Here is a 25,603-nt window from a genome sequence, read left to right on the forward strand (position 1 = left end):
GGGGCTAGATCAGTTCTGTCAGGGTATCGCTCAGCCGGACCAGTTCGTGGTCGTGGGAGGCCACCAGGACGGCGATCCCGTCAGAGGTGGTGTCCTTCAGGATACTGATAATGCGGTTGGCAGAGGCACGGTCCAGGCTGGCGGTGGGCTCGTCCACCACCAGGACCCTGGTGCCCAGGATCAGGGCGCGGGCGATCGCCACGCGCTGCCGTTCACCGCCGGACAGCTGGGCGGGACGGTGCCGCATCCGCCGGCCAAGGCCCACCAGGTCCAGGAGGTCCTTGGCCATGTCGCGCCGCTGGTCCACTTCGCCGTCCGGAACGGCAGGCAGGAGCACGTTCTCCAGTGCGCTCATGCCGTCGATCAGGGCACCGCCCTGGTCCACATAACCGATCAGTGCACGACGGCGGTCGGCGATTTCGTCGTCGCCCATGCTTTCGAGCGAATCGCCTTCCCAGAAAACGCGGCCCGACGTCGGCAGGGTGAGTCCCGCGCCGACGGTCAGGATGCTGGTCTTGCCGGAGCCGCTTCGGCCGGCCACACAGTGCATTTCGCCGGCGTGCAGGGTCAGGTCGAAGCCTTCCACCACGCTCACGGCCTCGGCGCCGCCCTTTCCACCGCCATAGCGGATGGTGATGTCGCGCATCTCCAGCGGGGTGGCGTGGTCGGCCGACTTGACGATGGTGTTGGCCCGGGTCTGCAGGGGGACCTCGTTGGAGCCGCTCCTGCGGCTGCGCTGGAGGTTCGTCGGGTTTGTCATTGGACCACTTTCGTTGCAATAGGTATCCAGCAAATTACAGCCACCAGGCCGGCTACGGCGGCCCAGATGGCCGCGTAGGGTGCCAGCAGCAGGCCGATGCCCAGGGCGCCCAGCACGCCCAGCGGCAGGGCCACGGTTCCCACCAGTGCGTTCTCGAACAAACGGACCTGGCGGAGCATGTCAGGGTTCCAGCCCATCGCCTGGAGGATGCCAAGGTATTGCCGCTTGGCGTTGAGCTCGAAGCGGCCTGTCACCAGGGTGAGCACCAGTCCCACGGCCACCCCCGCAAGCGCCAGCAGGATGCTCGGCAGGGTGACGCTGGCCGCCGCCAGGCCGCTCAGCGCGCTTGCACCCGCTGCCCGCGGGATGTCGATCAGCAGGGCGATCAGCCCGCCGACGGCGGCACCGAAGACGCCGACCGCAACCGCCAGGGACAACGTGTTGAACTTGTTGGTGCTCAGCTGCCGGTTGGCGAAGGTCAGCGGCGAATCCACCGGGATGAGCCGTTCGTCGTGCTGCGGCTCCTGGTCGATCACGTCGCGGTGGCGGAGCTGCTGCGCGGCGAAGAGGGCCGCGCCGCAGTACAGGACCAGGACGGCGGCGCACACCAGTGCGGTGGCAAGGCTCCAGCTCACCAGGCTCAGCACGATGCCGGCGGCGGCGAGCAGTACGGCCCCGACGCCGAATTCCTCAAGTACCCAGCTGCGGATCCGCCGCTGGGTCCAGCCCATGGCCCGCAGGGTTCCTGCCTCGCTGCGCCGTTTCCGGATGTAGCTCACGGTGGAGGCCCCCGTCAGCAGGGCGGCGCCGCACAGGGTGAGGAACAGCAGCGTGATGTTCGTTCCGGACAGTGCTCCGGCCACGGCTTCGGCAGCGTTCTGCCGGACCCAGGACTGCTGGACGGTGCCCAGGGCGGACTCCTTGCCGGCTCCGTCCTTGGAGTAGCCGGGAACGAAGATGCTGGTGTCCTCACGCGCCGAACCGGCCACCACGGTGGCGTCCAGGCCCATGTCCCTGATCTCGGCGGCGAGCTTCTCCACCTCGGGCTGGGCGTCCTTCCAGCTGCCCGGCGCCTTGGCGCGGACGCGCACGGCGTCGATGACGGCGGCGTTCTGCTTGTAGCCGCGCGCTGCTGCGAGTCCGTAGTAGTCGGTGATGGCACCGGCGGACTGGCTGGCCAGCCCGGTGGCGCTCAACGAGGGCTTCAGGTCTGCTGCGGGAACATCCTTGCCGGCAGCATCCTTGACCAGCGTGAACGGCGTGGGGTCGTAGCCGCCCAGCGGGAGCTTGTTGACGTCCCCGGAGGCCGCCTCGACAGCGGCGGGGTCGAACGTGCCGTACACCATGGGCAACGGCGTTGCCGCCTGCTGCTGGCCGGTGGACAGGTTGTCCCGGTAGGACCGCTCGTCCACCGGGTTCCGCTGGGTCTGGTCAACGGGCGCGCCGTTGGCGGCCTTGTCAGGAAGGCGGTTGACGGTGACCCATTCGCCGGGAACAGCGGTCTTGTCCACGGCACCGTTGGCCGCTGTGTCACTGTCGTTGTATTTGGGGGCGCCGGCGAAGTTGGTGCTCCACTTTGCCGGGGTGTACAGGCCCGCGTTGAAGTTGCCGTTGTTGCCCAGCAGCGACGAGTGGTCCGTGGAGCCCGGCCATGACAAAACGAACGGGTCCTTCGAGACGAACGGCAGGTAATCCTTGCCCAGGGACTTCGACACGGTGCCGACGTCCTTGACTACCTTGCCGGCGTCGTCAATCTCCTCGATCTTGACGTTGTACTTCAGGTCCAGGGATGTTCCGGAACGCACGATCAGCGGGACGGCCTGCGAGCCGCTGGTCAGCTGGCCGGTGCGCTTGGCCTGCTGGTACTGGGTCATCAGCGGAGCCCAGTACTTGAGCTTGACGCCCAGGAAGTCCGGACCTTCCTTGAGTTGGTCCATGCTGATGCCGTTGGTGAAGAGGCCTTCCAGGTAGCGGCCCACGGCGCCCGCGTCGCGTGCGTCGGCGGGCGGGGCCTTCTCCAACGGGGCCAGGAAGTCGCCCGCGGAGCCCAGCAGGGCCCGTTCAGCGGCCGGGTCCACTGCCACCACGGATTCGGTGACCTCGGGAGCCAGCGGGAGGGCGACGGAAAGGTTGAAGAGATTGTGCTCGGAGCCGCCGGCGGGGGCGGGGAATTTGATGCCGGTCTCCCCCGCCGCCGGGGCGATGCGGATGCTGCTGCCGCCCTGGGCCTTTTCCTCCACGAGCCGGGCCTTGCCCAGCGTGCCCTCGGCGGTGGTCTTGAAGAGGGTCTGCTCCGAGTTGCCGTCAGAGCTCACTGCGCTGGCGGTCAGCCGGTACTTCTTGGCGGCATCGGTCAGGACCGATTCAGCGGCCGGCCACTTGTCCGGTGAGGTGGCACCCGCCGCCTGGTCCGCGGTGGCGGTGCCGGCCAGCCCGGCGTTGTAGCCGAGGTAGTCCATGGCGTCGAGCCGGGGCGTCTCAAGGTTCTGGGTGACCCGCGAGACCAGGCTGATGGGGGCCGCCACGGACGTGCCGGACAGCTTCCGGATGGAGTCCAGCTGGTCGAAGCCGATGCCGCCGGCGCCGTTGGCGATCTCGGGCTGCAGGAGGGCCCCGGAGGGTGCCTTGGCCTGGACCAGGATGTCGTAGAGCCCCCTCGAGTTTTCATCAACCGTGCGGTTGAGCGCAGCCTGTGACTGGCTTTGAACGAGGACCGACAAGCACATGGCTGCGATCAAGATGGCCGCGGTCAACAGCAGCACCCTGCTTCTGATGAACCTCTGGACGGCGTTCATGGAACTCCCTGAAACCTGGATTGCGTGCGCACACTTCCATCCGCCCGGGCAGACGTGGACAATGACGGACGGATGTGCAAAAGGTATTGGCCGGTCTGCCGGCTACGGTCCTGAATCAGGACCAAGCCATTGTAAGCAGACCGGCCAATCATACGTGGCTCCGCAGTGGACGAAGCCTTGCGGAGGGGCGGCAGCGGCGTTTCGGCCGGTGTGTCGCGTTAGTCTTCCAGGTCCACTTCCCGGACCATCTCAGCGCCGATGCCTGCCTTGATGGCGTCCAGCACCTGCTGCGGCACAGAGCTGTCGATGGTCAGCAGGGCAAGGACCTGGCCGCCCTCGTTGGAACGCGCCACCTGCATGCCGGCGATGTTGATGTTGTTCATGCCCAGGATGTGGCCGATGGTTCCGATCACGCCGGGGCGGTCGGTGTAGGCAACCACCACGAGGTGCTCGCTGATGGGGATCTCAACCTCGAAGCCGTTGATGCCCACCAGCTTCTCGATCTGCTTGGGACCGGTCAGGGTGCCGGCCACGGAGATCTGGCTGCCGTCGCTGAGGGCGCCGCGCAGGGTCAGGACGTTGCGGTAGGACTCGGTCTCCGGCGTGGTGATCAGGCGGACGTTGATGCCGCGCTGCTCGGCGATCACCGGGGCGTTGACATAGGACACCTGTTCGGTCACGACGTCGGCGAAGATACCCTTCAGCGCGGCCAGTTCCAGGACCTTGACGTCGAGTGAGGAGATTTCGCCGGCCACCTCGACGTCGAACTGGGTCAGGGAGGCGTGGGTCAGCGCGGTGAAGATGCGGCCCAGCTTCTCGATCAGCGGGATGCCGGGGCGGACGTCGGGGGCAATGACGCCGCCGGCAACGTTGACGGCATCCGGCACCAGCTCGCCGGCGAGGGCGAGGCGGACGGACTTGGCCACGGAGACGCCGGCCTTCTCCTGGGCTTCGTCGGTGGAGGCGCCCAGGTGCGGGGTCACCACCACGTTGTCGAGCTTGAAGAACGGCAGGTCGGTGCTGGGCTCCTTGGCGAAGACGTCCACGCCGGCGCCGGCGATCTCGCCGTCCTGGAGGGCGGTGAAGAGGGCTTCCTCGTCCACCAGGCCACCGCGGGCCACGTTGACCACGTAGGCGGTGCTCTTCATCTTCTTGAACGCGTCAGCGCCCAGCATGCCCACCGTCTCGGGCGTCTTGGGCATGTGGATGGTGATGAAGTCCGACTGGGCCAGGAGTTCGTCCAGGGTCACCAGCTGCACGCCCAGCTGCGCGGCGCGGGCGGAGGTGATGTAGGGGTCGTAGGCAAGGATCTTGGTGTCGAAGCCCTTCAGGCGGGCTGCCACCAGGGCACCGATCCGGCCCAGGCCGATGATGCCGATCTTCTTTTCGAACAGCTCGATGCCGGTGTACTTGGAGCGCTTCCATTCGCCGTCCTTGAGGGCGGCGCTGGCCTGCGGGATGTGGCGGGCCAGGCTCAGGATGTGGCCCACGGTGAGTTCAGCGGCGGACACGATGTTGGACGTGGGCGCGTTGACCACCATGACGCCGGCCTGGGTGGCGGCCTTGATGTCCACGTTGTCCAGCCCCACGCCGGCACGGGCAATGACCTTCAGGTTCTTGGCCGCAGCGATGGCTTCGGCGTCAACCTGGGTGGCGGAGCGGACCAGGATGGCGTCTACGTCACTGATCGCAGAAAGCAGCTGGGAACGGTCGGCACCGTCGGTCTGGCGGATTTCAAAGTCCGGGCCAAGGGCCTCGACGGTGGCGGGGGAAAGTTCTTCGGCGAGCAGTACTACGGGTTTTGACACGGCTGATCCTCTGCGTTGCAGTCCTGGGGATGGAAACAAGTCTAGGCCGACGGAAAGGCCGGGCTCACATTGTTAAGTGTGAACCCGGCCTCACCGTTGCGGTCTATGTGGTTGGGCTGGCAGCCTTAGCGGGCTGCGGAGCCTTCCACGTAGTCGACGTCCTGCTGCTGCCAGGAGAACAGGGAGCGCAGTTCGCGGCCGACAGCCTCGATGGGGTGCTGCTCGGCCTTGGCACGCAGTTCCTTGAACTCCACGCCGCCGTTGTCCTGGTCCTCGATGAAGCGCTTGGCGAAGGCACCGGACTGGATGTCGGCCAGGACGGCCTTCATGTTTTCCTTCACCTGGGGGGTGATGACGCGCGGGCCGGAGACGTAGTCGCCGTATTCTGCGGTGTCCGAGACGCTCCAGCGCTGCTTGGCGATGCCGCCCTCCCACATGAGGTCGACGATGAGCTTGAGCTCGTGCAGCACCTCGAAGTAGGCGATCTGCGGCTGGTAGCCGGCCTCGGTGAGGGTCTCGAAGCCGTACTGGATCAGCTGGGAAACGCCGCCGCAGAGGACAGCCTGCTCGCCGAAGAGGTCCGTTTCGGTCTCTTCGGTGAAGGTGGTCTTGATGACGCCCGCGCGGGTGCCGCCGATGGCCTTGGCGTAGGACTTGGCCAGCTCCCAGGCGTTGCCGGACGCGTCCTGCTCGACGGCGATGATGTCCGGGATGCCGCGGCCGGCCTCGAACTCGCGGCGCACGGTGTGGCCCGGAGCCTTCGGGGCCACCAGGATGACGTCAACGCCTTCCGGTGCCTGGATGTAGCCGAAGCGGATGTTGAAGCCGTGGGCGAACGCCAGTGCCTTGCCGGGGGTCAGCTTGTCCTTGATGGAGTCGTTGTAGATCGCGCGCTGGTGCTGGTCCGGCGCCAGGATCATGATGACGTCAGCCCATTCGGCGGCGTCGGCAACGTTCTTGACCGTGAAGCCTGCATCCTGCGCCTTGGCGGTCGACTTGGAGCCGTCCTTCAGGGCGATGACGACCTCGACGCCGGAATCGCGCAGGTTGAGCGCGTGGGCGTGGCCCTGGGAACCGTAGCCAACGATGGCAACCTTGCGGCCCTGGATGATCGACAGATCGGCGTCGTCGTCGTAGAACATTTCAGTCACTTGCGTAACTCCTCTTGAGTGGTTGTAGATAGTGGTCTTGCGGTGCTGCGGTTACGGGCGCGGGGCCCGCCTTGGGCAGGTGCCTAGGCGGAGCGGAGCGCCCGGTCACTCATGGAGCGGGATCCCCGTCCAACGGCCAGGGTGCCGGACTGCACAATTTCGCGGATGCCGAAGGGCTCCAGCACTGAAAGCAGTGCCGTGAGCTTTTCGGGGTGGCCGGTGGCCTCAATGACGACGGAGTCGGTGGAGACGTCGACCACTGAGGCACGGAACAGGTCTGCGGCCTGGGTTACCTGCAGACGTGTTGCGGCATCCGCACGTACTTTGACCAGGATGTGGTCGCGCTGTACGGAAGATTCTGGGGTCAGCTCAACGATCTTGATGACGTTGATCAGTTTGTTGAGCTGCTTGGTGACCTGCTCGATGAGGTCGCCGTCGGCGTCGACCACCACCGTCATGCGGGATACGCCCGGCACTTCGGTGGGGCCAACGGCCAGGGAGTTGATGTTGAAGGCGCGGCGGGCGAACAGGCTGGCCACGCGAGTCAGGACGCCGGGCTTGTCCTCAACCAGGACGGAGAGTGTGTGGCGGCTCATGCTCAGTCTTCCTCTTCCCATTCCGGGGTCATGTTGCGGGCAACCTGGATCTGGTCGTTGCTCACGCCGGCGGGCACCATCGGCCACACCATGGAGTTGGGGCTCACCACGAAGTCGATAACCACGGGGCGGTCGTTGATTTCGAGGGCTTTTTGGATGGTGGCGTCAATGTCCTCGTCGCGTTCGCAGCGGAACGAGGCACAGCCGTAGGCCTCCCCCAGCTTGACGAAGTCCGGGATGCGGACGGTGTCGTGGCCGGTGTTGAGGTCGGTGTTGGAGTAGCGGCCCTCGTAGAAGAGGGTCTGCCACTGGCGCACCATGCCCAGCGAGGAGTTGTTGATGACAGCAACCTTGATGGGGATCTTGTTGATGGCGCAGGTGGCCAGTTCCTGGTTGGTCATCTGGAAGCAGCCGTCGCCGTCGATGGCCCAGACCACCCGGTCCGGCTCGCCCACCTTGGCGCCCATGGCCGCCGGTACGGCGTAGCCCATGGTTCCCGCGCCGCCGGAGTTCAGCCATGCGTGGGGGCGCTCGTACTTGATGAACTGGGCAGCCCACATCTGGTGCTGGCCCACGCCGGCCACGTAAACGCCTTCGGGCCCGGTCAGGGCGCCGATCCGCTGGATGACCTTCTGCGGTGCGATGAGGCCGTCGTCAGGCTCCGTCCAGCCCAGCGGATAGGTTTCCTTGAGGTTGTTAAGGAAGGCCCACCAGGTGGTCAGGTCAGGGGCGCCGGAGGCCTCGAACTGGCTGCGTACGGCCTCGGTCAGTTCCGGGATGATCTCCTTGACGGACCCCACAATGGGCACATCGGCGGTGCGGTTCTTGGAGATCTCGGCCGGGTCGATGTCCGCATGGATGACTTTGGCGTTGGGCGCGAAGGTCTTCAGCACGCCGGTCACGCGGTCATCGAAGCGGGCTCCGAGGGTGATCAGCAGGTCGGACTGCTGCAGGGCCGTGACGGCGGAAACGGTGCCATGCATGCCGGGCATGCCCACGTGCTGCGGGTGCGAATCCGGGAATGCGCCCTTGGCCATCAGGGTGGTGACGACAGGTGCCCCGGTTGCTTCGGCGAGTGCAAGCAGTTCAGCTGACGCGTGTGCCTTGACCACGCCGCCGCCCACGTACAGTACCGGCTTGGTGGACGCCGCAATGAGCTTGGCCGCCTCGCGGACCTGCTTGTTGTGGCCGCGGGTGACCGGCCGGTAGCCGGGCAGGTCGATCTTCGGCGGCCAGGAGAACGTCATCTGGCCCACCTGGGCGTCCTTGGCGACGTCGACAAGCACAGGGCCCGGACGGCCGGTGGAAGCCAGGTGGAAGGCTTCGGCCATGACGTGCGGGATGTCGTTGGGGTCGGTCACCAGGAAGGAGTGCTTGGTGATGGGCATGGTGATGCCCACGATGTCGGCTTCCTGGAAGGCGTCGGTGCCGATGACGCCGCTGGACACCTGGCCGGTGATGGCCACCAGCGGCACGGAGTCCATGTGGGCATCCATGATGGCGGTAACGAGGTTGGTGGCCCCGGGACCCGAGGTGGCGATGCAGACGCCAACCCGCCCGGTGACCATGGCGTAGCCTTGCGCGGCGTGGCCGGCTCCCTGTTCGTGACGGACCAGCACGTGGTTCATGGTGGAGGCCATCAAGGGGTCGTAGGTGGGCAGGATCGCGCCACCCGGCAAACCGAAAATGTCGTCGACGCCGAGTTCTTCGAGCGAGCGGACGATTGCTTGCGAGCCGGTCATCACCGTCGGGGGTACGACGTTGTTCGGCCCAAGGACAGGAGAGACGGCAGCAAGGTCGGCGACGACGGCGGCGTGGTCAGCCGTCCGGTCGGCGCGTTCCGGAGCCTTGGCGGCTCCAGCGGACTTGGTGGCCATCAGCGAGGGGCTGATGGGCGATCCTTTGCTCATCGGACTCTTCCTTGTGGATCTTCTGTGGTTTCTGGCTGAGGGAAATAAAAAAACCCCTCAGCCGGGTGGCTCTGTGAGGGGTTTCGCGCGTGACGGTTCGTTACCAGTGGAGGCTAATGTGCCACGCGCTTGGTAAAGACGACGACGGTGCCGGCGGTAACGAAAGTCATGCGTTCAGTCTTCCCTCTCGGTGAGACAGGTGTCAACGAGCGACAACCCTATCTCACCATGTGGACCCCATTGTCCACTCTTTGATCCTATCTCGGAAGGACCGACCGAAACCCAACCGCACAGGCGGCAGGGCTTAATAAGGGGGATCCCGAGGGCCCCAAGTGATGCGGCGGCCGCGCCGCATCACTTGGGAAGGGATCACCCGTCAGCCGGTGTAGGCGCCCTGGCTGGCGCTGTGCACCAGCTTGGCGTACTTGGCGAGCACGCCCTTGGTGTAGCGGGCAGGGAGCGGCTCCCAGCCCACCTTCCGGGCTTCCAGTTCTGCGTCGTCCACCAGCAGGTCGAAGCTGCGGGCGGCGATGTCCACCCGGATCCTGTCACCGTCCTTCACGAAGGCGATGGGGCCGCCGTCGACCGCTTCCGGGGCAACGTGGCCGATGCACAGGCCGGTGGTGCCGCCGGAGAACCGGCCGTCGGTGAGCAGCAGGACGTCCTTGCCCAGGCCTGCCCCCTTGATGGCGCCGGTGATTGCGAGCATTTCGCGCATGCCGGGGCCGCCCTTGGGTCCTTCGTAGCGGATCACGACGACGTCGCCCGCCTGGATCTTGCCGTTGTCCAGCGCGTCCAGGGCGCCCTGTTCGCGCTCGAACACGCGGGCGGTTCCCTCGAAGACATCGGCGTCGAATCCGGCACTCTTGACGACGGCGCCTTCGGGCGCCATGGAGCCGTGAAGGATGGTGATGCCGCCGGTCTTGTGGATGGGATTGTCCAAAGCGCGGAGGATCTTTCCGTCCACGTCCGGCGGGTTGATCGCTTCCAGGTTTTCCGCAACGGTCTTGCCCGTGACGGTGAGGCAGTCGCCGTGGAGCAGGCCGGCGTCGAGCAGGGCTTTCATGATCACCGGCACGCCGCCGATCCTGTCGACGTCGGTCATCACGTAGCGGCCGAAAGGCTTCAGGTCGCCCAGGTGCGGGATCCTGTCGCCGATGCGGTTGAAGTCGTCAAGGGTGAGCTCAACCTCGGCTTCGCGGGCAATGGCCAGCAGGTGCAGGACGGCGTTGGTGGAGCCGCCGAAGGCCATCGTGACGGCGATGGCGTTCTCGAAGGCCTGCCTGGTCATGATGTCGCGGGCCGTGATGCCCTTGCGCAGGAGGTTGACCACGGCTTCGCCGGACTTGCGGGCGAACTCATCACGACGGCGGTCTGCCGAGGGCGGTGCGGCCGAGCCGGGCAGGGACATGCCCAGGGCCTCGCCGATGCAGGCCATGGTGTTGGCCGTGTACATCCCGCCGCATGCGCCTTCGCCGGGGCAGATGGCCTTTTCGATGCGGGTGAGGTCCTCCATGCTCATCTTGCCGGCCGCGCATGCGCCGACGGCTTCGAAGGCGTCAATGAGGGTGACTTCCTTCTCGGAGCCGTCCTCGAGCTTGACCCAGCCGGGCATGATGGAGCCGGCGTAGAGGAACACGCTGGCAAGGTCCAGTCGGGCCGCCGCCATCAGCATGCCGGGCAGGGACTTGTCGCAGCCGGCCAGGAGGACCGAACCGTCGATCCGTTCCGCCTGCATGACGGTCTCAACGGAGTCGGCGATGACCTCGCGTGAAACCAGGGAGAAGTGCATGCCCTCGTGGCCCATCGAGATGCCGTCGGAGACGGAGATGGTGCCGAACTGCATGGGGAACCCGCCACCTGCGTGGACGCCTTCCTTGGCGCCCTGCGCAAGCCGGTTCAGTGAGAGGTTGCAGGGGGTGATCTCATTCCATGAACTCGCCACGCCCACCTGCGGCTTGGCGAAGTCGTCATCGCCCATCCCGACCGCCCGGAACATGCCGCGCGCGGGGGCCGCATGGATCCCGTCGGTCACGACGCGGCTGCGGGGTTTGATGTCAGGCGTGGTCTCGGAGGCGGTCTGGGCGTCACTCATAGGGGAAAGTCTAGGGCGCAGACCGTCGCGGAAACGACAGTCTGCGCAGAGGTTGGGCCAAAAGGCACGGAAATGGTTGTCAAATAGTGGACGTTCGTCTCATATTTCGAGACGCAGCGCAGCGCATGCCGGGTCCCGGCCGGCCGCAGGAGCTTCACGGCCATGACTCCCCCGGCGTGGCGCGGGATCTCTGGACAGCAGTGGTGACCCGACGTAGCGTCGGGGACAGGACACCGAGCCACTTGGACCGAAAGGCCTGCCATGGACATTGTTTTCTGGATCATTCTCGTCGTTATCGTCATCATCATCATCGGCTGGCTGGTGAACCGCAGCAGGTCCGCCAATCAGCGCGGCGGATCATCGGCGGGGGCAGGGACGGACAGGGTCCGGACCGATGGAGCGCTCGAAGGCGGCAGTGCCGCAGCCTCCGCCCAGGCTGCGGGCACCACCGGCATCCCCACGGCGGCGGGGTTCGGAAAGCCCGCCGAACCGGCCGTCCTTCCCACCGCTGAGGAACCGGCTGATTCCGCCGCTGCATCCAGCACCGGCACTCCGGCAGGCGGCACGTCGCCCCGCAGCACGTCACCCGGCAGCACAGAGGACGGGGACGGTCGCAGCCAGGACCAGGCACAGAACCAGGCGGCAGACCAGGCCGAGTGGGAAACCCAGTGGTCCGAGGCCGGCTCCGGGTCAGGCTCCTCCGCCGCAGGTGCAGCCGGAACTCCCGCGGAACAGCCGGCACAGGCCGGAGCTCCCGCCGGGGCGCCGTCCGGGCAGGCTTCACCCCCGGCGACCCGCCCGGTCCACCATGACGAGTACACGGCACCGCACGCCCCCACGCTTCCCGGCGCTGAAACGGCTGCACTGGAAGGCACGGACGACGGCGGCGCGGCGCCAGCGCGGCCGGCCGGCGGGCACGCGCCACGGCACCACGCCGACACGTCCGCATCACCGGCCCACCAGGAGCCGGCCGTGCCGCCAGCCGCCGATGGCACCGAGGGACAGGCCGCAGCGGCCGAAACACTGGACCGCACCCAGTCCTCCGCCCTGGTAGAGAACGGGGCGGATCACCACCAGCCCTCCGGCCAGGACCAGAGTGTGCCCGCGGCCGGGCAGGGTGTGCCCGCGGCCGGGCAGGACGTGGCAGCGGCCGGGCAGGGCGCGCCGCCACAAGGCGGGCACGCCCAGGGCGCCCAGGGCGCCCAGGCACAGGGTATGGCTGCCGTCGAGCCGGCCGGACACCTCGCAGCAGATGAGCCCTATGGCGCAGGTTCGGCCGCGCCGGGCCCCGATGGGAGCGGACCGGCGGACTACACCGTGAAGGGCGATGCCGCCGCGATGGTCTACTACGAAGAAGGACATCCCGACTATGAGCAGACCCGGGCGGAAGTCTGGTTTGAATCTGCCGCACACGCGGAGGCCGCCGGCTTCCGCGCGCCCCGGCGCAAACGGCTCTAAGAGGAGGAAGGCCCGCCGCGTTGCGGCGGGCCTTCCTTGCCTGGACTCATCCAAGGTGCTGGCATCGTGCCTGGCGCTGGCCCTGTCCCTGGCGCTTGCCGCCTGCACGGGGACCCCCGGGCCGCCTGCACCGGCCACAGGCACGGCAAGCCGCGGCACCCCGCCGGAAACCGCCGTCGTTGTTCCCCCACTCTCTACCGCCCCTGCCCCTTCCGCTTCTTCTGCCCCCGTACCGGCGGTGCAGGAACGGCTGGACCTGCAGCTGAGCATCCCTTGGGCGGCGGTCTTCCTTCCGGACGGCACCGCCATCATCTCCGAGCGGGACACAGCGCTCCTGAAGGCCGTCCGGGAAGGAAAAGCCACAACGCTTGGCAAAATCCCGGGCGTGGTCCCCGCCGGGGAAGGGGGCCTGCTTGGCCTGGCACTGTCCCCGCACTTCGCCACGGACCACCTGCTGTACACCTACCTGACCGCACAGGAGGACAACCGCATCATCCGGTTTACCGTCAAGGCCAATGGCGATGGTTCCCTGGCGCTCGGCCAGCCCCAGGTTGTGTTTACAGGAATCCCAAAGGCCACCACCCACAACGGCGGCAGGATCCGCTTTGGCCCGGACGGCCTCCTGTACGTGGGCACCGGCGACGCCCAGCGCCGCGGGCAGCCGCAGGACCCCAACGCCCTGGGCGGAAAAATTCTTCGGCTTACGCCCGACGGCAGCCCCGCCCCGGGCAACCCGTTCGGCAACGCCACCTACAGCCTGGGCCACCGGAACGTCCAGGGCCTGGCCTGGGATGACGCCGGCAGGCTGTGGGCCAGCGAGTTTGGACCCGAGGTGGACGACGAACTGAACCTGATTATGCCGGGCGCCAACTACGGCTGGCCGCTGGTCACCGGCGCACCGCACCGGGCGGAGTTCCAGGATGCGAAAGTGGTGTGGCCGTCGACGAGCGATTCTTCACCCAGCGGACTGGAGATAGCCGGGGGCGTTGCCTATCTGGGTGCCCTCCGGGGGCAGCGCCTGTGGACGGTGCCGCTCAACGGGACAGAGGCGGGCACCCCTGTGGCCTATTTCACAGGCGGATACGGCCGGATCCGCGACGTGATTCGGACCCCGCAGGGAGGTTTGTGGCTGCTGACGAACAACGAAAACCCTGATTTCGTGCTGGTTTTGCGCCCATTCCAGTGATTCACGCACCGCCACCCGGGCCGATTTCACTTGCACCAAAAGTTCGTGTAGAGTTTCATGTCGTTGCGGAGATCAACGGGAAAGAAAAAGCCCGGGGATGGAAGCAAAAAAGATGCACCTCTAGCTCAATTGGCAGAGCAATTGACTCTTAATCAATGGGTTCCGGGTTCAAGTCCCGGGGGGTGCACCACTGGGAAAACAGCCTCCGGTTTGTGGAAACACAAACCGGAGGCTGTTTTGTTTTAGGGCTTCACGGCGTCCGGAACGGGCACCCTGCAGTCGGGCACCAAAAAAGCGCGGTCCCGGCTTTTCCATGCCGGGACCGCGCTTTTCCTTAAACGGCCTGCGGGGCCAACTGCTACTTGGCGGCGTTGTCCACCAGGTCGCCCGCGTTGCTGGGCGTGGTGGAGAACTGGCTGGCCAGTTCGCGCACTACGGCCTTGAGTTCCTGGCGCAGCAGTTCGGGGTCGATCGACGCCGATGCCAGCACGGAGCGCTCCATCTCCACCGCCTGGGCAACGGCTTCCTTGCCCTGCTCGGTGAGCGACACGACGTGGCTCCTGCGGTCCGAGGTGCTGCGGACCCGGACGATGTGGCCGTGGGACTCAAGCCGGCTGAGTGTCTTGCCCATGGTCTGGGCCTGGACACGGACATACTGGGCAAGCTGCGCCTGTGTCATGGGTCCTTGCGCGGCAAGGACCTCGATGGCGATAACACCGGCGTGGGTGAGTCCGATGGCGCCAAGTTTTTCGTTCCAGGAGTGTTCAACGAGGCGCGCAGCAGTGGACAGGAGGCGCCCTGTGGGCCAGTGATCCATATCAGGCATAGCAGCAAGTATAGCCAAATGCCGATTAGCACTCGCCCCACGTGCTTACTAGGCTGTTGTGTCCCGCCCGCGACAAGGAGAAAAACAATGGCTGAAAGACTCGTTACCGGCGACAAAGCACCCGCTTTCACTCTTCAGGATTCGACCGGCAAGGACGTCAGCCTGGCTCCCCGGCCCGGCCGCTCCACCATTGTGTATTTCTACCCGGCCGCCTCCACGCCCGGCTGTACCAAGGAAGCCTGCGACTTCCGGGACAGCCTTGCGTCGCTGCAGGCCTCCGGCTTCGACGTCCTTGGCATCTCCCCCGACCCGGTTGAAAAACTGGCCAAGTTCGCTGCCAACGAGTCGCTGACGTTCCCCCTGCTCTCCGACGCGGACCACGCGGTGGCCGAGGCTTACGGCGCCTGGGGCGAAAAGAAGAACTACGGCAAGACGTACCAGGGCCTTATCCGCTCCACAATCGTCGTGGACCCCTCTGGCAACGTTTCCCTTGCCCAATACAACGTCCGCGCCACGGGACACGTCGCCAAACTGCGGCGGGACCTCAATCTGGACAACTGACCCCGCAGGCAACCGCCCCTGTCAGTTGTCCAGGCACCCTCCCAGCCACGTACCCGGGCAACGCTACAATGGACACTGGCATCCGCCGTCGAACCTTCAGGGTTCCCGGCAGGAAACCGCGCGCGAGTGGTGAAATTGGCAGACACGCAGGATTTAGGTTCCTGTGCCTTCGGGCGTGGGGGTTCAAGTCCCCCCTTGCGCACCTGGGATCCCCCGGCTTCGGCCGGGGGATTTTGCGTTAAAGGCATGACGGTGCTTGGGCCGGATTAGTGCCTCAAATCGAAAAACTCCAAAGATCACCCATCCACCACTGCCCAACGGCCGAATAGCCATTGAGACACCAGCCAAGGGCAGGTGCTTACCCCAAGGCAAACTGCAGGTCGCGGACATCCCATCCGGGGCGGCAGGCAAAACGATCCAAGGAGAACTGAAATGCAGACCTTCAAGCGCACAACTTTCACCGTCGCAGGCGTTGCAGCGGCCGCTCTGCTCAGCCTCACCGCATGTGGCGGTTCCGGCAGCACCTCCGGTTCGTCGGCGTCGTCGGCGCCGATGACATCCTCCCCCAGCTCCAGCATGGCGTCCCCGTCCGCCAGTGCGTCGGCCAGCTCCTCGGCCGGCATGATGGACCCGGCCGCAAACCTGGTTGGCCCAGGCTGCGCCGCCTACGCCAAGCAGGTTCCCACCGGTGCGGGCTCGGTGGAGGGCATGGCCCTGGACCCGGTGGCCGTCGCCGCCTCCAACAACCCGATCCTGACCACGCTCACCGCTGCAGTCTCCGGCAAGCTGAACCCCAAGGTGGACCTGGTTGACACGCTCAACGGCGGCGAATTCACCGTCTTCGCGCCGGTGGACGACGCCTTCAAGAAGATCGACGCCGCCACGATCGAGACCCTGAAGACGGACGATGCGCTGCTCAGCAAGATCCTGACCTACCACGTGGTTCCCGGCCAGATCACCCCGGACAAGATTGCCGGCACGCACGCCACGGTCCAGGGCGGCTCCGTCACCGTCACCGGCAGCGGCGACAACCTCAAGGTGGACAACGCCAACGTGGTCTGCGGCGGCGTCAAGACCAAGAATGCGACCGTCTACCTGGTCGACTCCGTCCTCATGCCCAAGTAAGCCCTCTCTTCCCCACATGACCAAGGCCGGGCCCGCTGCAACGAGCGGGCCCGGCCCTGGCGCGTCCCGGACGTGCCTGGGATTGGCCCCATGCCTTGTCCTCTAGACTGGTCCCGGCCCGCAAGGGGCGGAGCCGGCAGCATCCAGAGGTGATAAACGAGTGCCCAGCAGTACATCGCGGCGAACGGTCATCAAGGCCGGCGCCGTCCTCATGGCGCTGGGCATGACGTCATGCACCGGGACGCCGTCCCCTTCCCCCACATCCGGAACGCCCAGTTCCGCGCGGGCGGAGCCTGATGCCACCTTCAGTTTCGGCACGGCCGCCCAGCCCCTGGGACTGGATCCCGCCCTGTCCAGCGACGTGGAGTCGCAGCGCATCACCCGCCAGATCCTTGAAGGCCTTGTGGGCGTGGACCAGACCACCGGCAAGCCGACCCCGCTGCTGGCCACGGAATGGAACGAGTCCAACGAGGGCCGGACCTACACCTTCAAGCTCCGCTCCGGGGTTACGTTCCAGGACGGCACGCCATTCAACGCCGATGCCGTCTGCGCCAACTTCAACCGCTGGTTCGCGTTTCCCGCCGAGTTGCGGAGGCAGGCGCCAGGCAGCTCGTTCAAGAGCGTGTTCAAGGCGCACTCGGACGAGCCCGGATTGTCCATCTTCAAGAGCTGCACGGCGGTCTCGGCCGACACCGTCCAGATCGACCTGACGCAGCGCTTCACGGCGTTCCTCCAGGCACTGACCCTGCCGGCTTTCGCCATTGCGTCCCCTGCGGCCCTTGCCGCCGGCACGGCAGACGTCCTGGACCAGAACCGGGGCGGCCAGGCCATGTCCAGGTTCGCCACGAACCCCGTCGGCACCGGGCCCTTCACCCTGGCGGCGTGGGGCAGCGACAGTGTCACCCTCTCCAGCAACAAGACCTACTGGGGCGACCGCGGCCAGATCGCCACCATCAATTTCCAGGCCTACAACCATCCCCAGATTCGCCTCCAGGCCCTGCTGGACGGAAAGATCGACGGCTATGACGCCGTGACCGTGGGGAATTTCGACCAACTGGTCAAGCGCGGCAAACAGATTGTGCAGCGCGACCCGTTCTCGGTGATGTACGTCGGCATGAACCAGGACATCCCGGTACTGCAGAACCAGAAGATCCGGCAGGCGGTGGAGCTTGCGATCGACAAGGAAACCCTGATCCGGAAGTTCTTTATCGACAACACGGCCAAAGCCACGCAGTTTGTCCCGCCCAAGATCAGCGGCTTCAACAATGACGCCCCGGCACTGGGGCACGATCCGTTGAAGGCCAAGGATTACCTCAAGGAGGGCGGCTACGCGGGCGAGGAACTGAAGTTCTACTACCCCATGAACGTCACCCGGCCCTACCTGCCCACGCCGGAAAAGGTTTACGCCGAGCTCAGCCGCCAGCTCACCGCCGTCGGCTTCAATATCCGTCCTGTCCCCGTGGACTGGTCGGACGGCTACCTCCAGAAGGTCCAGTCCGCCGGCGACCACGCGCTCCACATCCTCGGCTGGAACGGCTCGTACTCGGACGCGGACAACTTCGTCGGCCCTCTCTTCGGAGAGAAGAACGGCGAGTTCGGCTACCAGGATCCCCAGGTGTTCTCGAAGATCAACCGGGCACGGGGACTGCCTGACGGCAAGGAACGGGATGAGCTTTATCACACCATCAATGCCCAGATCGCCGCGACCGTGCCGGCAGTCCCCATCGCCTTCCCCATCTCCGCGCTTGCCCTGTCAGACCGGGTGCTGAGCTACCCTGCATCGCCGGTCTTAAACGAAGTTTTCACGAAGGTCCAGCTAAAGCCTTGACGGGCCCGGCCAATTTCAGTATGCGGGCCGCGCGGGGATATTCTGTGACAGCCAGAGCCGCTGCAATCGGAGACTGATCGTGACCTTCATTTCCAAGACCCCACACGCCGACGTTGTCCTGATAGGCGGCGGCATCATGAGCGCCACCCTGGGGGCATTCCTCAAGCAGCTGGAGCCGGACTGGACCATCTCCCTGTTCGAACGGCTGGACCAGCCGGGCCGCGAAAGCTCGGACCCCTGGAACAACGCGGGCACGGGCCACGCCGCCCTCTGCGAACTCAACTACTCCCCCGCAGCCAAAGACGGCTCGGTCAACCCCGGCAAGGCACTGCTCATCAACGAACAGTTCCAGCTCTCCCGCCAGTTCTGGTCCCACCTGGTGGACAACAACCTGATCGGTTCGCCCAAGGGCTTCATCAACACTGTCCCGCACATGAGCTTCGTGATCGGCGAGGACCACAGCCGGTTCCTGAAGACCCGGTACGAGGCGCTGAAGCCGCACCCCCTGTTCCGCAGCATGGAGTACTCCGAGGACCACGCGCAGATCGCCAAGTGGGCGCCACTGATCGTCAAGGGACGCGACCCCCAGCAGCGCATCGCCGCCACCCGCGCGGCCGAGGGCACCGACGTCGACTTCGGGGCACTCACGCGCGAGCTGGTGACCTACCTTGGGCACAACGGCGTCGAAATCAACTACAACCACGACGTCACCGGGATCTCCCGCGCCTCCGACGGCGGCTGGGACCTGACGCTGAAGTACCCCAAGTCCGGGGAACACGGCAAGATCCACGCCAAGTTCGTCTTCGTCGGAGCCGGCGGCGGGGCCCTGCACCTGCTGCAGGCCTCCGGCATCCCCGAAAGCAAGGGCTATGGCGGCTTCCCCGTCTCCGGCCAGTTCTTCCGCTGCACGGACGAGGCCATCGCGGCCCAGCACAGTGCCAAGGTCTACGGCCAGGCCTCCGTGGGCGCTCCCCCCATGTCTGTTCCGCACCTGGACACCCGCTACGTCAACGGGAAGCGTTCGCTCCTGTTCGGTCCGTACGCCGGCTTCTCCACCAACTTCCTGAAGAACGGCTCCTACCTGGACCTGCCGCTGTCCATCCGGCCCGGGAACATCATCCCGATGCTGGCCGTGGCCAAGGACAACATGGACCTCACCGCGTACCTCGTCAAGGAAGTGGTCAAGCGGCACGACCAGAAGGTTGAGGCACTGCGCGAGTACTACCCCGAGGCAAAGGGCGGGGACTGGGAACTCATCACCGCCGGCCAGCGTGTACAGATCATCAAGAAAGACCCGCAAAAGGGCGGCATCCTTCAGTTCGGTACCGAGGTGATTGCCGGCCGCGACGGCTCCATCGGTGCGCTCCTGGGCGCGTCGCCCGGAGCCTCAACCGCTGTCCCCATCATGATCGAACTGCTGCAGAAGACGTTCCCCAAGAACTTCAAGGGCTGGCAGGGCAAGCTCAAGGACATGATGCCCGGCTACGGGGTGAAGCTGGATGAGAATCCGAACCTTGCCGCGGAGCTGGAACGGGCAACGGCCGCGTCCCTCCAGCTGGAGAGCGTTTCCGCCAGCCACTGACCCTGCGGGGCCAGCGGCTGGCACCCCCAGGGCATGTACCAGTCACTTAGACCCCCAGGAGACCACCCATGTTCCGGCTGGCGCACCTTTCCCTGGCAAACCGGGCCCTGATCGCACTGATCACCGTGTTCGCCTCGGTCTTCGGCGTGATCACCATGTCATCGCTGAAGCAGGAACTCATCCCTTCCATTGAGTTCCCGCAGATCACGGTGCTCAGCTCCATGCCGGGCGCGTCGCCGGAAGTGGTGGACAAGCAGGTCAGCGGCCCGCTTGAGAAGGCGCTGAACGGCGTGGAGGGGCTGGAATCCACCTCCTCCACGTCACGCACCGGCGTCTCCCAGATCACCATGGTGTTCACGTACGGGTCGAACCTGGACCGGGCCAGGAACCAGATCGACCGGGCCATCTCCAATGCCAAGCGGTCCCTGCCCAGCGATGTCCAGCCGCAGGCCATTGCCGGAAGCATCAGCGACTTCCCCATCGTCTTCCTCGCCGTCTCCTCGGACAAGACGCTCAGCGAGCTGAATGCCGACCTGCAGCGCCTGAGCGTTCCCCGGCTGCAGAAGATCGACGGCGTCCGCAGCGCCGATGTCACCGGCGGCGCATCCCAGCACATCGAGATCCTTCCCAGGGCCGACGCCATGGCAGCGGCGGGTACAGGTGTCACCTCCATCCGGGACGCGCTGTCCAATAACGGCGCGCTGGTCCCCGCCGGGACGCTCCAGGAGCAGGGCAAGACGCTGTCGCTTCAGATTGGCAGCCCGGTGGACTCCCTGGACGCCATCAAGGCACTCCCGCTGGCAGGTGCCAGGAATGGGGCAACAATCGGCTCCGTTGCCGATGTTTCCCTCAAGGATGACGAACGCACCTCCATCACCCGCACCAACGGCGCCGAAACCCTTGCCATCTCCGTGACCAAGAAACCCGAGGGCGACACGGTGGGCATCTCCCATGCGGTGCGGGACTCGCTGAAGGGCCTGGAGGCGGAACTGGGCTCCAACGCCAGGTTCACGCCGGTCTTCGACCAGGCACCCTTCATCGAAAAGTCCATCAAGGACCTCACCACGGAAGGCCTGCTGGGACTGGGCTTCGCCGTCGCCATCATCCTGCTCTTCCTGATGTCCGCCCGCTCCACGCTGGTCACAGCGGTGTCCATTCCGCTGTCCCTGCTGATCACGTTCATCGGCCTGTCGGCCACCGGCTACTCGCTGAACATCCTGACGCTCGGCGCGCTCACCATCGCGATCGGGCGCGTGGTGGACGACTCCATCGTTGTCATCGAAAACATCAAGCGGCACCTCAGCTACGGTGAGGAAAAGTCGACGGCGATCCTCACCGCCATCAGGGAGGTGGCCGGCGCCATCACCGCCTCCACCCTGACCACGGTGGCGGTGTTCCTGCCCATCGCCTTCGTCGGCGAACTGGCCGGCGAACTCTTCCGGCCATTCGCTTTGACCGTGACCATGGCACTGCTGGCGTCGCTGCTGGTGTCGCTGACCATCGTCCCCGTGCTCGCCTACTGGTTCCTAAAAAACCCCAAGGGCGCGGCGGGCAGGGCGCCCGCCGGCTCCCCCGAGGCCCGGCGGATCGCCGAGGAGGCGAAAGCGAAGGCCCACGAAGCCGAACAGCGAAGCCGCCTGCAGCGCGGCTACCTGCCCATCCTCCGGTCCACGCAGAAGCACCCCGTCATCACCCTGGTTGCCGCGGTCCTGGTGCTCGGTGCCACCGGTGCCATGACACCACTGCTTGCCACGAACCTCCTGGGAAACTCGGGACAGAACAGCCTGACCGTACGGCAGGTGCTGCCGGCCGGGACCAGCCTGGCCGACACCAGCGCCGCCGCCATCCGCCTCGAAGAGGTGCTGCGGGGCATTGACGGCATCAAGGACGTCCAGGTGACCTCCGGCAACGCCCAGGCCGGCTTCGCCGCGCTCACCTCCACCGGATCCTCCAACTCCACCTTCACAGTGGTGACAGACGAAAAGGCCAACCAGGAGCGCCTCCAGGAGACAGTTCGCTCAGAGCTTGCGAAGGTGCCCGACTCGGGCAAGGTATCGGTGGGCACCCAGCAGGGCGGCTTCGGCACGTCATCCACCGTGGACATCACGCTGAAGGCTGCCAGCAGCGCCGACCTGCAGGCCGCCAGCGACACCATGGTCGCGGCCATGACGGGCGTGCCCGGCACCAGCGAAGTTGCCAGCAACCTGGCCGCCAGCAACCCTGTGGTGCAGGTCAAGGTGGACAGGGCCAAAGCCGTCGCCGCCGGCCTGAACGAGCAACAGGTGGCCGGGGTCCTGGCATCGACCATCAGCCCCATCCCTGCGGGCACGGTCCGGATCGATACCAACGATTTTCCCGTCCGCATCGGCCAGGGCACCAAGTTCACCAGCATCGACGCCGTCCGGAACATCCCGCTGCCCGCAGGCGGCCGGCCTGTAACGCTGGGAAGCATCGCGTCCGTGGAGCAGGTGGACGTCCCCGTCTCCATCACCGCCAGCAATGGCGAGCGGACCGCCAAGGTGTCCATCACGCCGTCGGGCTCCAACCTGGGCGCGGTGAACACGGAAGTCCAGAAGCGCCTGGCGGACGTCCAGCTGCCCGCCGGCGTCACCGCGGCGATCGGCGGCGCCACCACCCAGCAGGCAGAATCGTTCCGGCAGCTGGGCCTGGCCCTGCTGGCAGCCATCGCCATTGTCTACGTGATCATGGTGGCCACCTTCAAGTCGCTCGTCCAGCCGCTGATCCTGCTGGTCTCGGTTCCGTTCGCTGCGACCGGCGCTGTGGCCCTGCTGCTGCTCACCGGAGTGCCCCTGGGCCTGCCGTCGCTCATCGGCATGCTGATGCTGGTGGGCATCGTGGTTACCAACGCCATCGTGCTGATCGACCTGATCAACCAGTACCGGCAGCCGCGCGACGGCAGGCCCGGCATGAACGTGGCGGACGCCATCACCAACGGCGCACGCCAGCGCCTCCGCCCCATCCTGATGACGGCCCTTGCCACGGTCTTCGCCCTGACGCCGATGGCCCTGGGCATCACGGGCGGCGGCGGGTTCATCTCGCAGCCGCTGGCCGTGGTGGTGATCGGCGGGCTGGTGTCCTCCACCGCACTGACCCTGATCCTGGTCCCGGTGCTGTACCGGCTGGTGGAGGGACGGCGCGAGAAAAAGGCACTCCTGCGCGACCTGCAGGCCCGCCCCGAAATGGGACCGGGTGCCGACCTCGACGCCGAATTCATGGACTGGACCACCGGCCAGGTCCCCAAGGTCAGCGGCCGGCGCGCCGCTCCCGGCGCAGACTAAACGGCGGAATATTTCCGGCGTGGCTGCGTTGTATCCGGCGATAGATGCAAATGCATCTAAATTGGTTTACACTGGAGCCAAGCCCAGCAAGTCCAGGAACGGAAAGGCACGCCATGCAGATCGGTGTTTTCAGCGTCAGCGACATCACCACGGACCCCACCACGGGCCGCACCCCCACCGAGCACGAACGCATCAAGGCCTCGGTGGCCATCGCCAAAAAGGTCGAGGAAATCGGCATGGATGTCTACGCCCTGGGCGAGCACCACAACCGGCCCTTCTTCTCCTCCTCACCCACCACCACCCTCGCGTACATTGCAGCCCAGACCGAACGGATCATCCTCTCCACGGCCACCACGCTGATCACCACCAATGACCCGGTGAAGATCGCCGAGGACTTCGCCATGCTCCAGCACCTGTCCGACGGGCGCGTGGACCTGGTCCTGGGCCGCGGCAACACCGCCCCGGTGTACCCGTGGTTCGGCAAGAACATCCAGGACGGCGTGGAGCTGGCCATCGAGAACTACAGCCTCCTGCGCAAGCTGTGGGACGAGGACACCGTCAACTGGTCCGGCAAGTTCCGCACCCCGCTGCAGAACTTCACCTCCACGCCCCGGCCGCTCGACGGCGTGGCCCCCTTCGTGTGGCACGGCTCCATCCGTACCCCGCAGATCGCGGAGGTGGCCGCGTACTTCGGCGACGGCTTCTTCGCCAACAACATCTTCTGGCCCAAGGAGCACTACCAGCAGCTGATCGGCCTCTACCGCGAGCGGTACGAGCACTATGGACACGGCAAGGCGGACCAGGCGATCGTCGGGCTCGGCGGCCAGTTCTTCATGCGGAAGAACTCCCAGGAGGCGGTAAACGAATTCCGCCCATACTTCGACAACGCCCCCGTGTACGGCCACGGACCGTCCCTGGAGGACTTCACCTCCCAGACCCCGCTGACCGTGGGCAGCCCGCAGGAAGTCATCGAGAAGACCCTGACCTTCCGCGAGCACTTCGGCGACTACCAGCGCCAGCTGTTCCTGATCGACCATGCCGGCCTGCCGCTGAAGACCGTCCTGGAGCAGCTGGACCTGTTCGGCGAGGAAGTCCTGCCCGTGCTCCGCAAGGAGTACGCGGCCCTCAAGCCAGCGCACGTTCCCGAGCCGCCCACCCACGCCGGCCGTGTCGCCGCCCTGCTGGCATCGCAGGACGCCGACAAAGCCACCGCGGAGGCGTGATGGCTGCGGGAGGAACGGAATCTCCGGTGCGGCTGGCAGCCGAAACCTGGGAGTCCCTGTTCCGCGCCCAGGTAGCGGTGATGCGCAAGCTGCAGTCCGGGCGGGCCTTCCGGAAGCTGGCGGTCAACGAATACGACGTCCTGTTCACGCTCTCCCGGTGCCCGTCCGGCTGGCTGCGGCTCAACGAGCTCAACGACAACGTGCTGTTGAGCCAGTCCAGCCTGAGCAGGCTGGTGGAGCGGCTCGAAAAGCGGGGGCTTGTGGCCAGAATGCCGGCCCCCGAGGACGGCCGCGGCATCCTGCTGAAGCTGACCGACGAGGGGCGGGAGCTGCAGAAGGAAATCGGCCGCGAGCACGTCCGGGACATTTCCGCGCTGGTGGGTCCCGCCCTGACGGCCGCGGAGCAGAAGGAACTGAAGCGGCTCACGGACAAGCTGCGAAGTTCGCTGGGTCCCCTTCCGCGGTAGCAGGCGGCTTCCCGGCGGCCGCACGGGCCGGCCGAACAGGACGGCCCGTGCCGGGTGGACAGGACGGCCCGTGCCGGGTGGACAGCCAGGGTGGACAGTCAGCCGAGCGCCACCAGCCGGGAGGGATCCTCGCCGGGCAGGTCCCCGTCAACCACGGCCGTGACGCGCAGCTGGTTCAACACCAGGCTTCCACCCACCGTGGAAAGGAACGCCGTGTCTGATGAGTCGCGGCCGGCGGTAATGCGCAGCATCGACTCCCGCGGCGCGAGCCCCGTGGGGTCGATGACGTGCCAGGCCCCCTCCACGTAGGCTTCCGCCACGGCGTGGAAATCCATCGGGCTCAGGCCCGGTGCGTAGACGGCCGCCAGCCGGGCCGGGATGTCCTTGGAGCGGAGCAGCGCGATGGCCAGGTGCGCAAAGTCCCGGCACACGCCGCGCCTGCTGAGGAGGGTCTCCACGGCACCGTCCGTGCCGCGGGAGGAGCCGCTGATGTACCGCAGTTCACCGTTGACCCAGTCGCGGACGGCGCGCACCAGGTCCGCTCCCTGGACCCCTTCGAACTCGGCATAGGCCGTGGGCAGCAGCCGGTCCGACTCGGCATACCGGCTGGGACGGACATAGCGGATCCGCTCGGCCAGGGTGGCGTCTTCCGGAACGGCGCGGCCCGTCACCGTGGCAAAATAGTCCACGCTGACGTCGGTGGGTTGGGCAAACTCCATGTAGTGGAACCGGCCGCCGTGGTGGTCGGAAACTTCCGTGAGTGGAACCTCGGCCCCGCCGGCAGTGACGGAGAGGGACTCCGTGAAGGATGAGTAGCCGCTGTTCCGTGCTACAGCGATGGCCATGGCCACCTTGGTGTTGGCGATGGTCCTGAAGGCCAGGCGTGCGGAAACAGAGCGTTCCATGTCTCTCCGGGGGTGTTGGGGGGAAGGT

General features: G+C 66.2%; 18 protein-coding genes and 2 tRNA genes. 11 read left to right on the top strand and 9 right to left on the bottom strand.

Features of this window, described 5'->3' with window-relative positions; translation table 11 throughout:
- Positions 1–4: 4 nt before the first annotated feature.
- From LDO86_RS12055 to ilvD, 7 genes are all read right to left on the bottom strand, one after another.
- A complete protein-coding gene (locus LDO86_RS12055) occupies positions 5–760 on the bottom strand; it encodes an ATP-binding cassette domain-containing protein (protein ID WP_018768336.1) in 756 nt (251 codons plus the stop codon).
- Complete coding sequence (locus tag LDO86_RS12060; protein WP_018768337.1) at positions 757–3,555, bottom strand: FtsX-like permease family protein; 2,799 nt, start codon at positions 3,553–3,555, stop codon at positions 757–759. Before LDO86_RS12060 ends, LDO86_RS12055 begins: the two co-directional genes overlap by 4 nt.
- A gap of 218 nt (positions 3,556–3,773) precedes the next feature.
- Positions 3,774–5,363, bottom strand: a complete 1,590-nt coding sequence (gene serA / locus LDO86_RS12065; protein WP_018768338.1) for a phosphoglycerate dehydrogenase — start codon at positions 5,361–5,363, stop codon at positions 3,774–3,776.
- Between the two features lie 125 nt (positions 5,364–5,488).
- A complete protein-coding gene (gene ilvC, locus LDO86_RS12070; protein WP_026265624.1) occupies positions 5,489–6,514 on the bottom strand; it encodes a ketol-acid reductoisomerase in 1,026 nt (341 codons plus the stop codon).
- A gap of 83 nt (positions 6,515–6,597) precedes the next feature.
- Positions 6,598–7,110: an acetolactate synthase small subunit gene (gene ilvN / locus LDO86_RS12075; protein WP_018768340.1), complete on the bottom strand. Its 513-nt coding sequence runs from the start codon at positions 7,108–7,110 to the stop codon at positions 6,598–6,600.
- Between the two features lie 2 nt (positions 7,111–7,112).
- Positions 7,113–9,020 (bottom strand): acetolactate synthase large subunit, encoded by a 1,908-nt coding sequence (locus LDO86_RS12080; RefSeq protein WP_018768341.1) that lies wholly within the window; start codon positions 9,018–9,020, stop codon positions 7,113–7,115.
- Between the two features lie 376 nt (positions 9,021–9,396).
- On the bottom strand, positions 9,397–11,115 hold the full coding sequence (gene ilvD / locus LDO86_RS12085; RefSeq protein ID WP_018768342.1) for a dihydroxy-acid dehydratase: 1,719 nt from the start codon (positions 11,113–11,115) through the stop codon (positions 9,397–9,399).
- A 261-nt stretch (positions 11,116–11,376) separates the two neighbouring features.
- Here ilvD and LDO86_RS12090 point away from each other — a divergent pair, with 261 nt between their 5' ends.
- From LDO86_RS12090 to LDO86_RS12100, 3 genes are all read left to right on the top strand, one after another.
- A complete protein-coding gene (locus LDO86_RS12090; protein ID WP_026265625.1) occupies positions 11,377–12,573 on the top strand; it encodes a hypothetical protein in 1,197 nt (398 codons plus the stop codon).
- A gap of 55 nt (positions 12,574–12,628) precedes the next feature.
- Positions 12,629–13,759 (top strand): PQQ-dependent sugar dehydrogenase, encoded by a 1,131-nt coding sequence (locus LDO86_RS12095; RefSeq protein WP_018768343.1) that lies wholly within the window; start codon positions 12,629–12,631, stop codon positions 13,757–13,759.
- Positions 13,760–13,873: 114 nt separating this feature from the next.
- Positions 13,874–13,949: transfer RNA gene (locus LDO86_RS12100), tRNA-Lys, on the top strand.
- A gap of 168 nt (positions 13,950–14,117) precedes the next feature.
- Here the strand turns inward: LDO86_RS12100 and LDO86_RS12105 are convergent.
- The gene (locus tag LDO86_RS12105) at positions 14,118–14,576 is read right to left on the bottom strand and encodes a MarR family transcriptional regulator (RefSeq protein WP_018768344.1); all 459 of its coding nucleotides are present in this window, start codon (positions 14,574–14,576) and stop codon (positions 14,118–14,120) included.
- A 96-nt stretch (positions 14,577–14,672) separates the two neighbouring features.
- Between LDO86_RS12105 and bcp the strand changes: the two genes are divergently transcribed.
- The 8 genes from bcp to LDO86_RS12145 all read left to right on the top strand — a co-directional run bounded on the left by bcp (position 14,673) and on the right by LDO86_RS12145 (position 24,670).
- On the top strand, positions 14,673–15,146 hold the full coding sequence (gene bcp / locus LDO86_RS12110) for a thioredoxin-dependent thiol peroxidase (protein WP_018768345.1): 474 nt from the start codon (positions 14,673–14,675) through the stop codon (positions 15,144–15,146).
- Positions 15,147–15,266: 120 nt separating this feature from the next.
- Positions 15,267–15,348 (top strand) — tRNA-Leu (locus LDO86_RS12115).
- A 230-nt stretch (positions 15,349–15,578) separates the two neighbouring features.
- Complete coding sequence (locus LDO86_RS12120) at positions 15,579–16,271, top strand: fasciclin domain-containing protein (RefSeq protein ID WP_018768346.1); 693 nt, start codon at positions 15,579–15,581, stop codon at positions 16,269–16,271.
- Between the two features lie 160 nt (positions 16,272–16,431).
- A complete protein-coding gene (locus LDO86_RS12125) occupies positions 16,432–18,099 on the top strand; it encodes an ABC transporter substrate-binding protein (RefSeq protein WP_026265627.1) in 1,668 nt (555 codons plus the stop codon).
- Between the two features lie 79 nt (positions 18,100–18,178).
- On the top strand, positions 18,179–19,681 hold the full coding sequence (locus LDO86_RS12130; RefSeq protein ID WP_018768348.1) for a malate:quinone oxidoreductase: 1,503 nt from the start codon (positions 18,179–18,181) through the stop codon (positions 19,679–19,681).
- Between the two features lie 68 nt (positions 19,682–19,749).
- On the top strand, positions 19,750–22,980 hold the full coding sequence (locus LDO86_RS12135) for an efflux RND transporter permease subunit (RefSeq protein WP_018768349.1): 3,231 nt from the start codon (positions 19,750–19,752) through the stop codon (positions 22,978–22,980).
- A gap of 113 nt (positions 22,981–23,093) precedes the next feature.
- Positions 23,094–24,203, top strand: a complete 1,110-nt coding sequence (locus LDO86_RS12140) for an LLM class flavin-dependent oxidoreductase (protein WP_018768350.1) — start codon at positions 23,094–23,096, stop codon at positions 24,201–24,203.
- Positions 24,203–24,670, top strand: coding sequence for a MarR family transcriptional regulator (locus tag LDO86_RS12145; RefSeq protein ID WP_018768351.1), 468 nt, complete (start codon positions 24,203–24,205; stop codon positions 24,668–24,670). Before LDO86_RS12140 ends, LDO86_RS12145 begins: the two co-directional genes overlap by 1 nt.
- 98 nt (positions 24,671–24,768) lie before the next feature.
- Here the strand turns inward: LDO86_RS12145 and LDO86_RS12150 are convergent, their stop codons facing one another.
- Positions 24,769–25,575, bottom strand: coding sequence for a transglutaminase family protein (locus tag LDO86_RS12150; protein WP_018768352.1), 807 nt, complete (start codon positions 25,573–25,575; stop codon positions 24,769–24,771).
- Positions 25,576–25,603: the final 28 nt, after the last annotated feature.

This window comes from Arthrobacter sp. StoSoilB19 (assembly GCF_019977275.1).
Lineage (GTDB): Bacteria > Actinomycetota > Actinomycetes > Actinomycetales > Micrococcaceae > Arthrobacter.

Bases quoted from the DNA above. Each gene is read 5' to 3' on its own strand.
- LDO86_RS12055 (WP_018768336.1), bottom strand. From the start codon at position 760: ATGACAAACCCGACGAACCTCCAGCGCAGCCGCAGGAGCGGCTCCAAC.
- LDO86_RS12060 (WP_018768337.1), bottom strand. From the start codon at position 3,555: ATGAACGCCGTCCAGAGGTTCATCAGAAGCAGGGTGCTGCTGTTGACC.
- ilvN (WP_018768340.1), bottom strand. From the start codon at position 7,110: ATGAGCCGCCACACACTCTCCGTCCTGGTTGAGGACAAGCCCGGCGTC.
- LDO86_RS12080 (WP_018768341.1), bottom strand. From the start codon at position 9,020: ATGAGCAAAGGATCGCCCATCAGCCCCTCGCTGATGGCCACCAAGTCC.
- ilvD (WP_018768342.1), bottom strand. From the start codon at position 11,115: ATGAGTGACGCCCAGACCGCCTCCGAGACCACGCCTGACATCAAACCC.
- LDO86_RS12090 (WP_026265625.1), top strand. From the start codon at position 11,377: ATGGACATTGTTTTCTGGATCATTCTCGTCGTTATCGTCATCATCATC.
- LDO86_RS12105 (WP_018768344.1), bottom strand. From the start codon at position 14,576: ATGGATCACTGGCCCACAGGGCGCCTCCTGTCCACTGCTGCGCGCCTC.
- bcp (WP_018768345.1), top strand. From the start codon at position 14,673: ATGGCTGAAAGACTCGTTACCGGCGACAAAGCACCCGCTTTCACTCTT.
- LDO86_RS12120 (WP_018768346.1), top strand. From the start codon at position 15,579: ATGCAGACCTTCAAGCGCACAACTTTCACCGTCGCAGGCGTTGCAGCG.
- LDO86_RS12135 (WP_018768349.1), top strand. From the start codon at position 19,750: ATGTTCCGGCTGGCGCACCTTTCCCTGGCAAACCGGGCCCTGATCGCA.
- LDO86_RS12140 (WP_018768350.1), top strand. From the start codon at position 23,094: ATGCAGATCGGTGTTTTCAGCGTCAGCGACATCACCACGGACCCCACC.
- LDO86_RS12145 (WP_018768351.1), top strand. From the start codon at position 24,203: ATGGCTGCGGGAGGAACGGAATCTCCGGTGCGGCTGGCAGCCGAAACC.
- LDO86_RS12150 (WP_018768352.1), bottom strand. From the start codon at position 25,575: ATGGAACGCTCTGTTTCCGCACGCCTGGCCTTCAGGACCATCGCCAAC.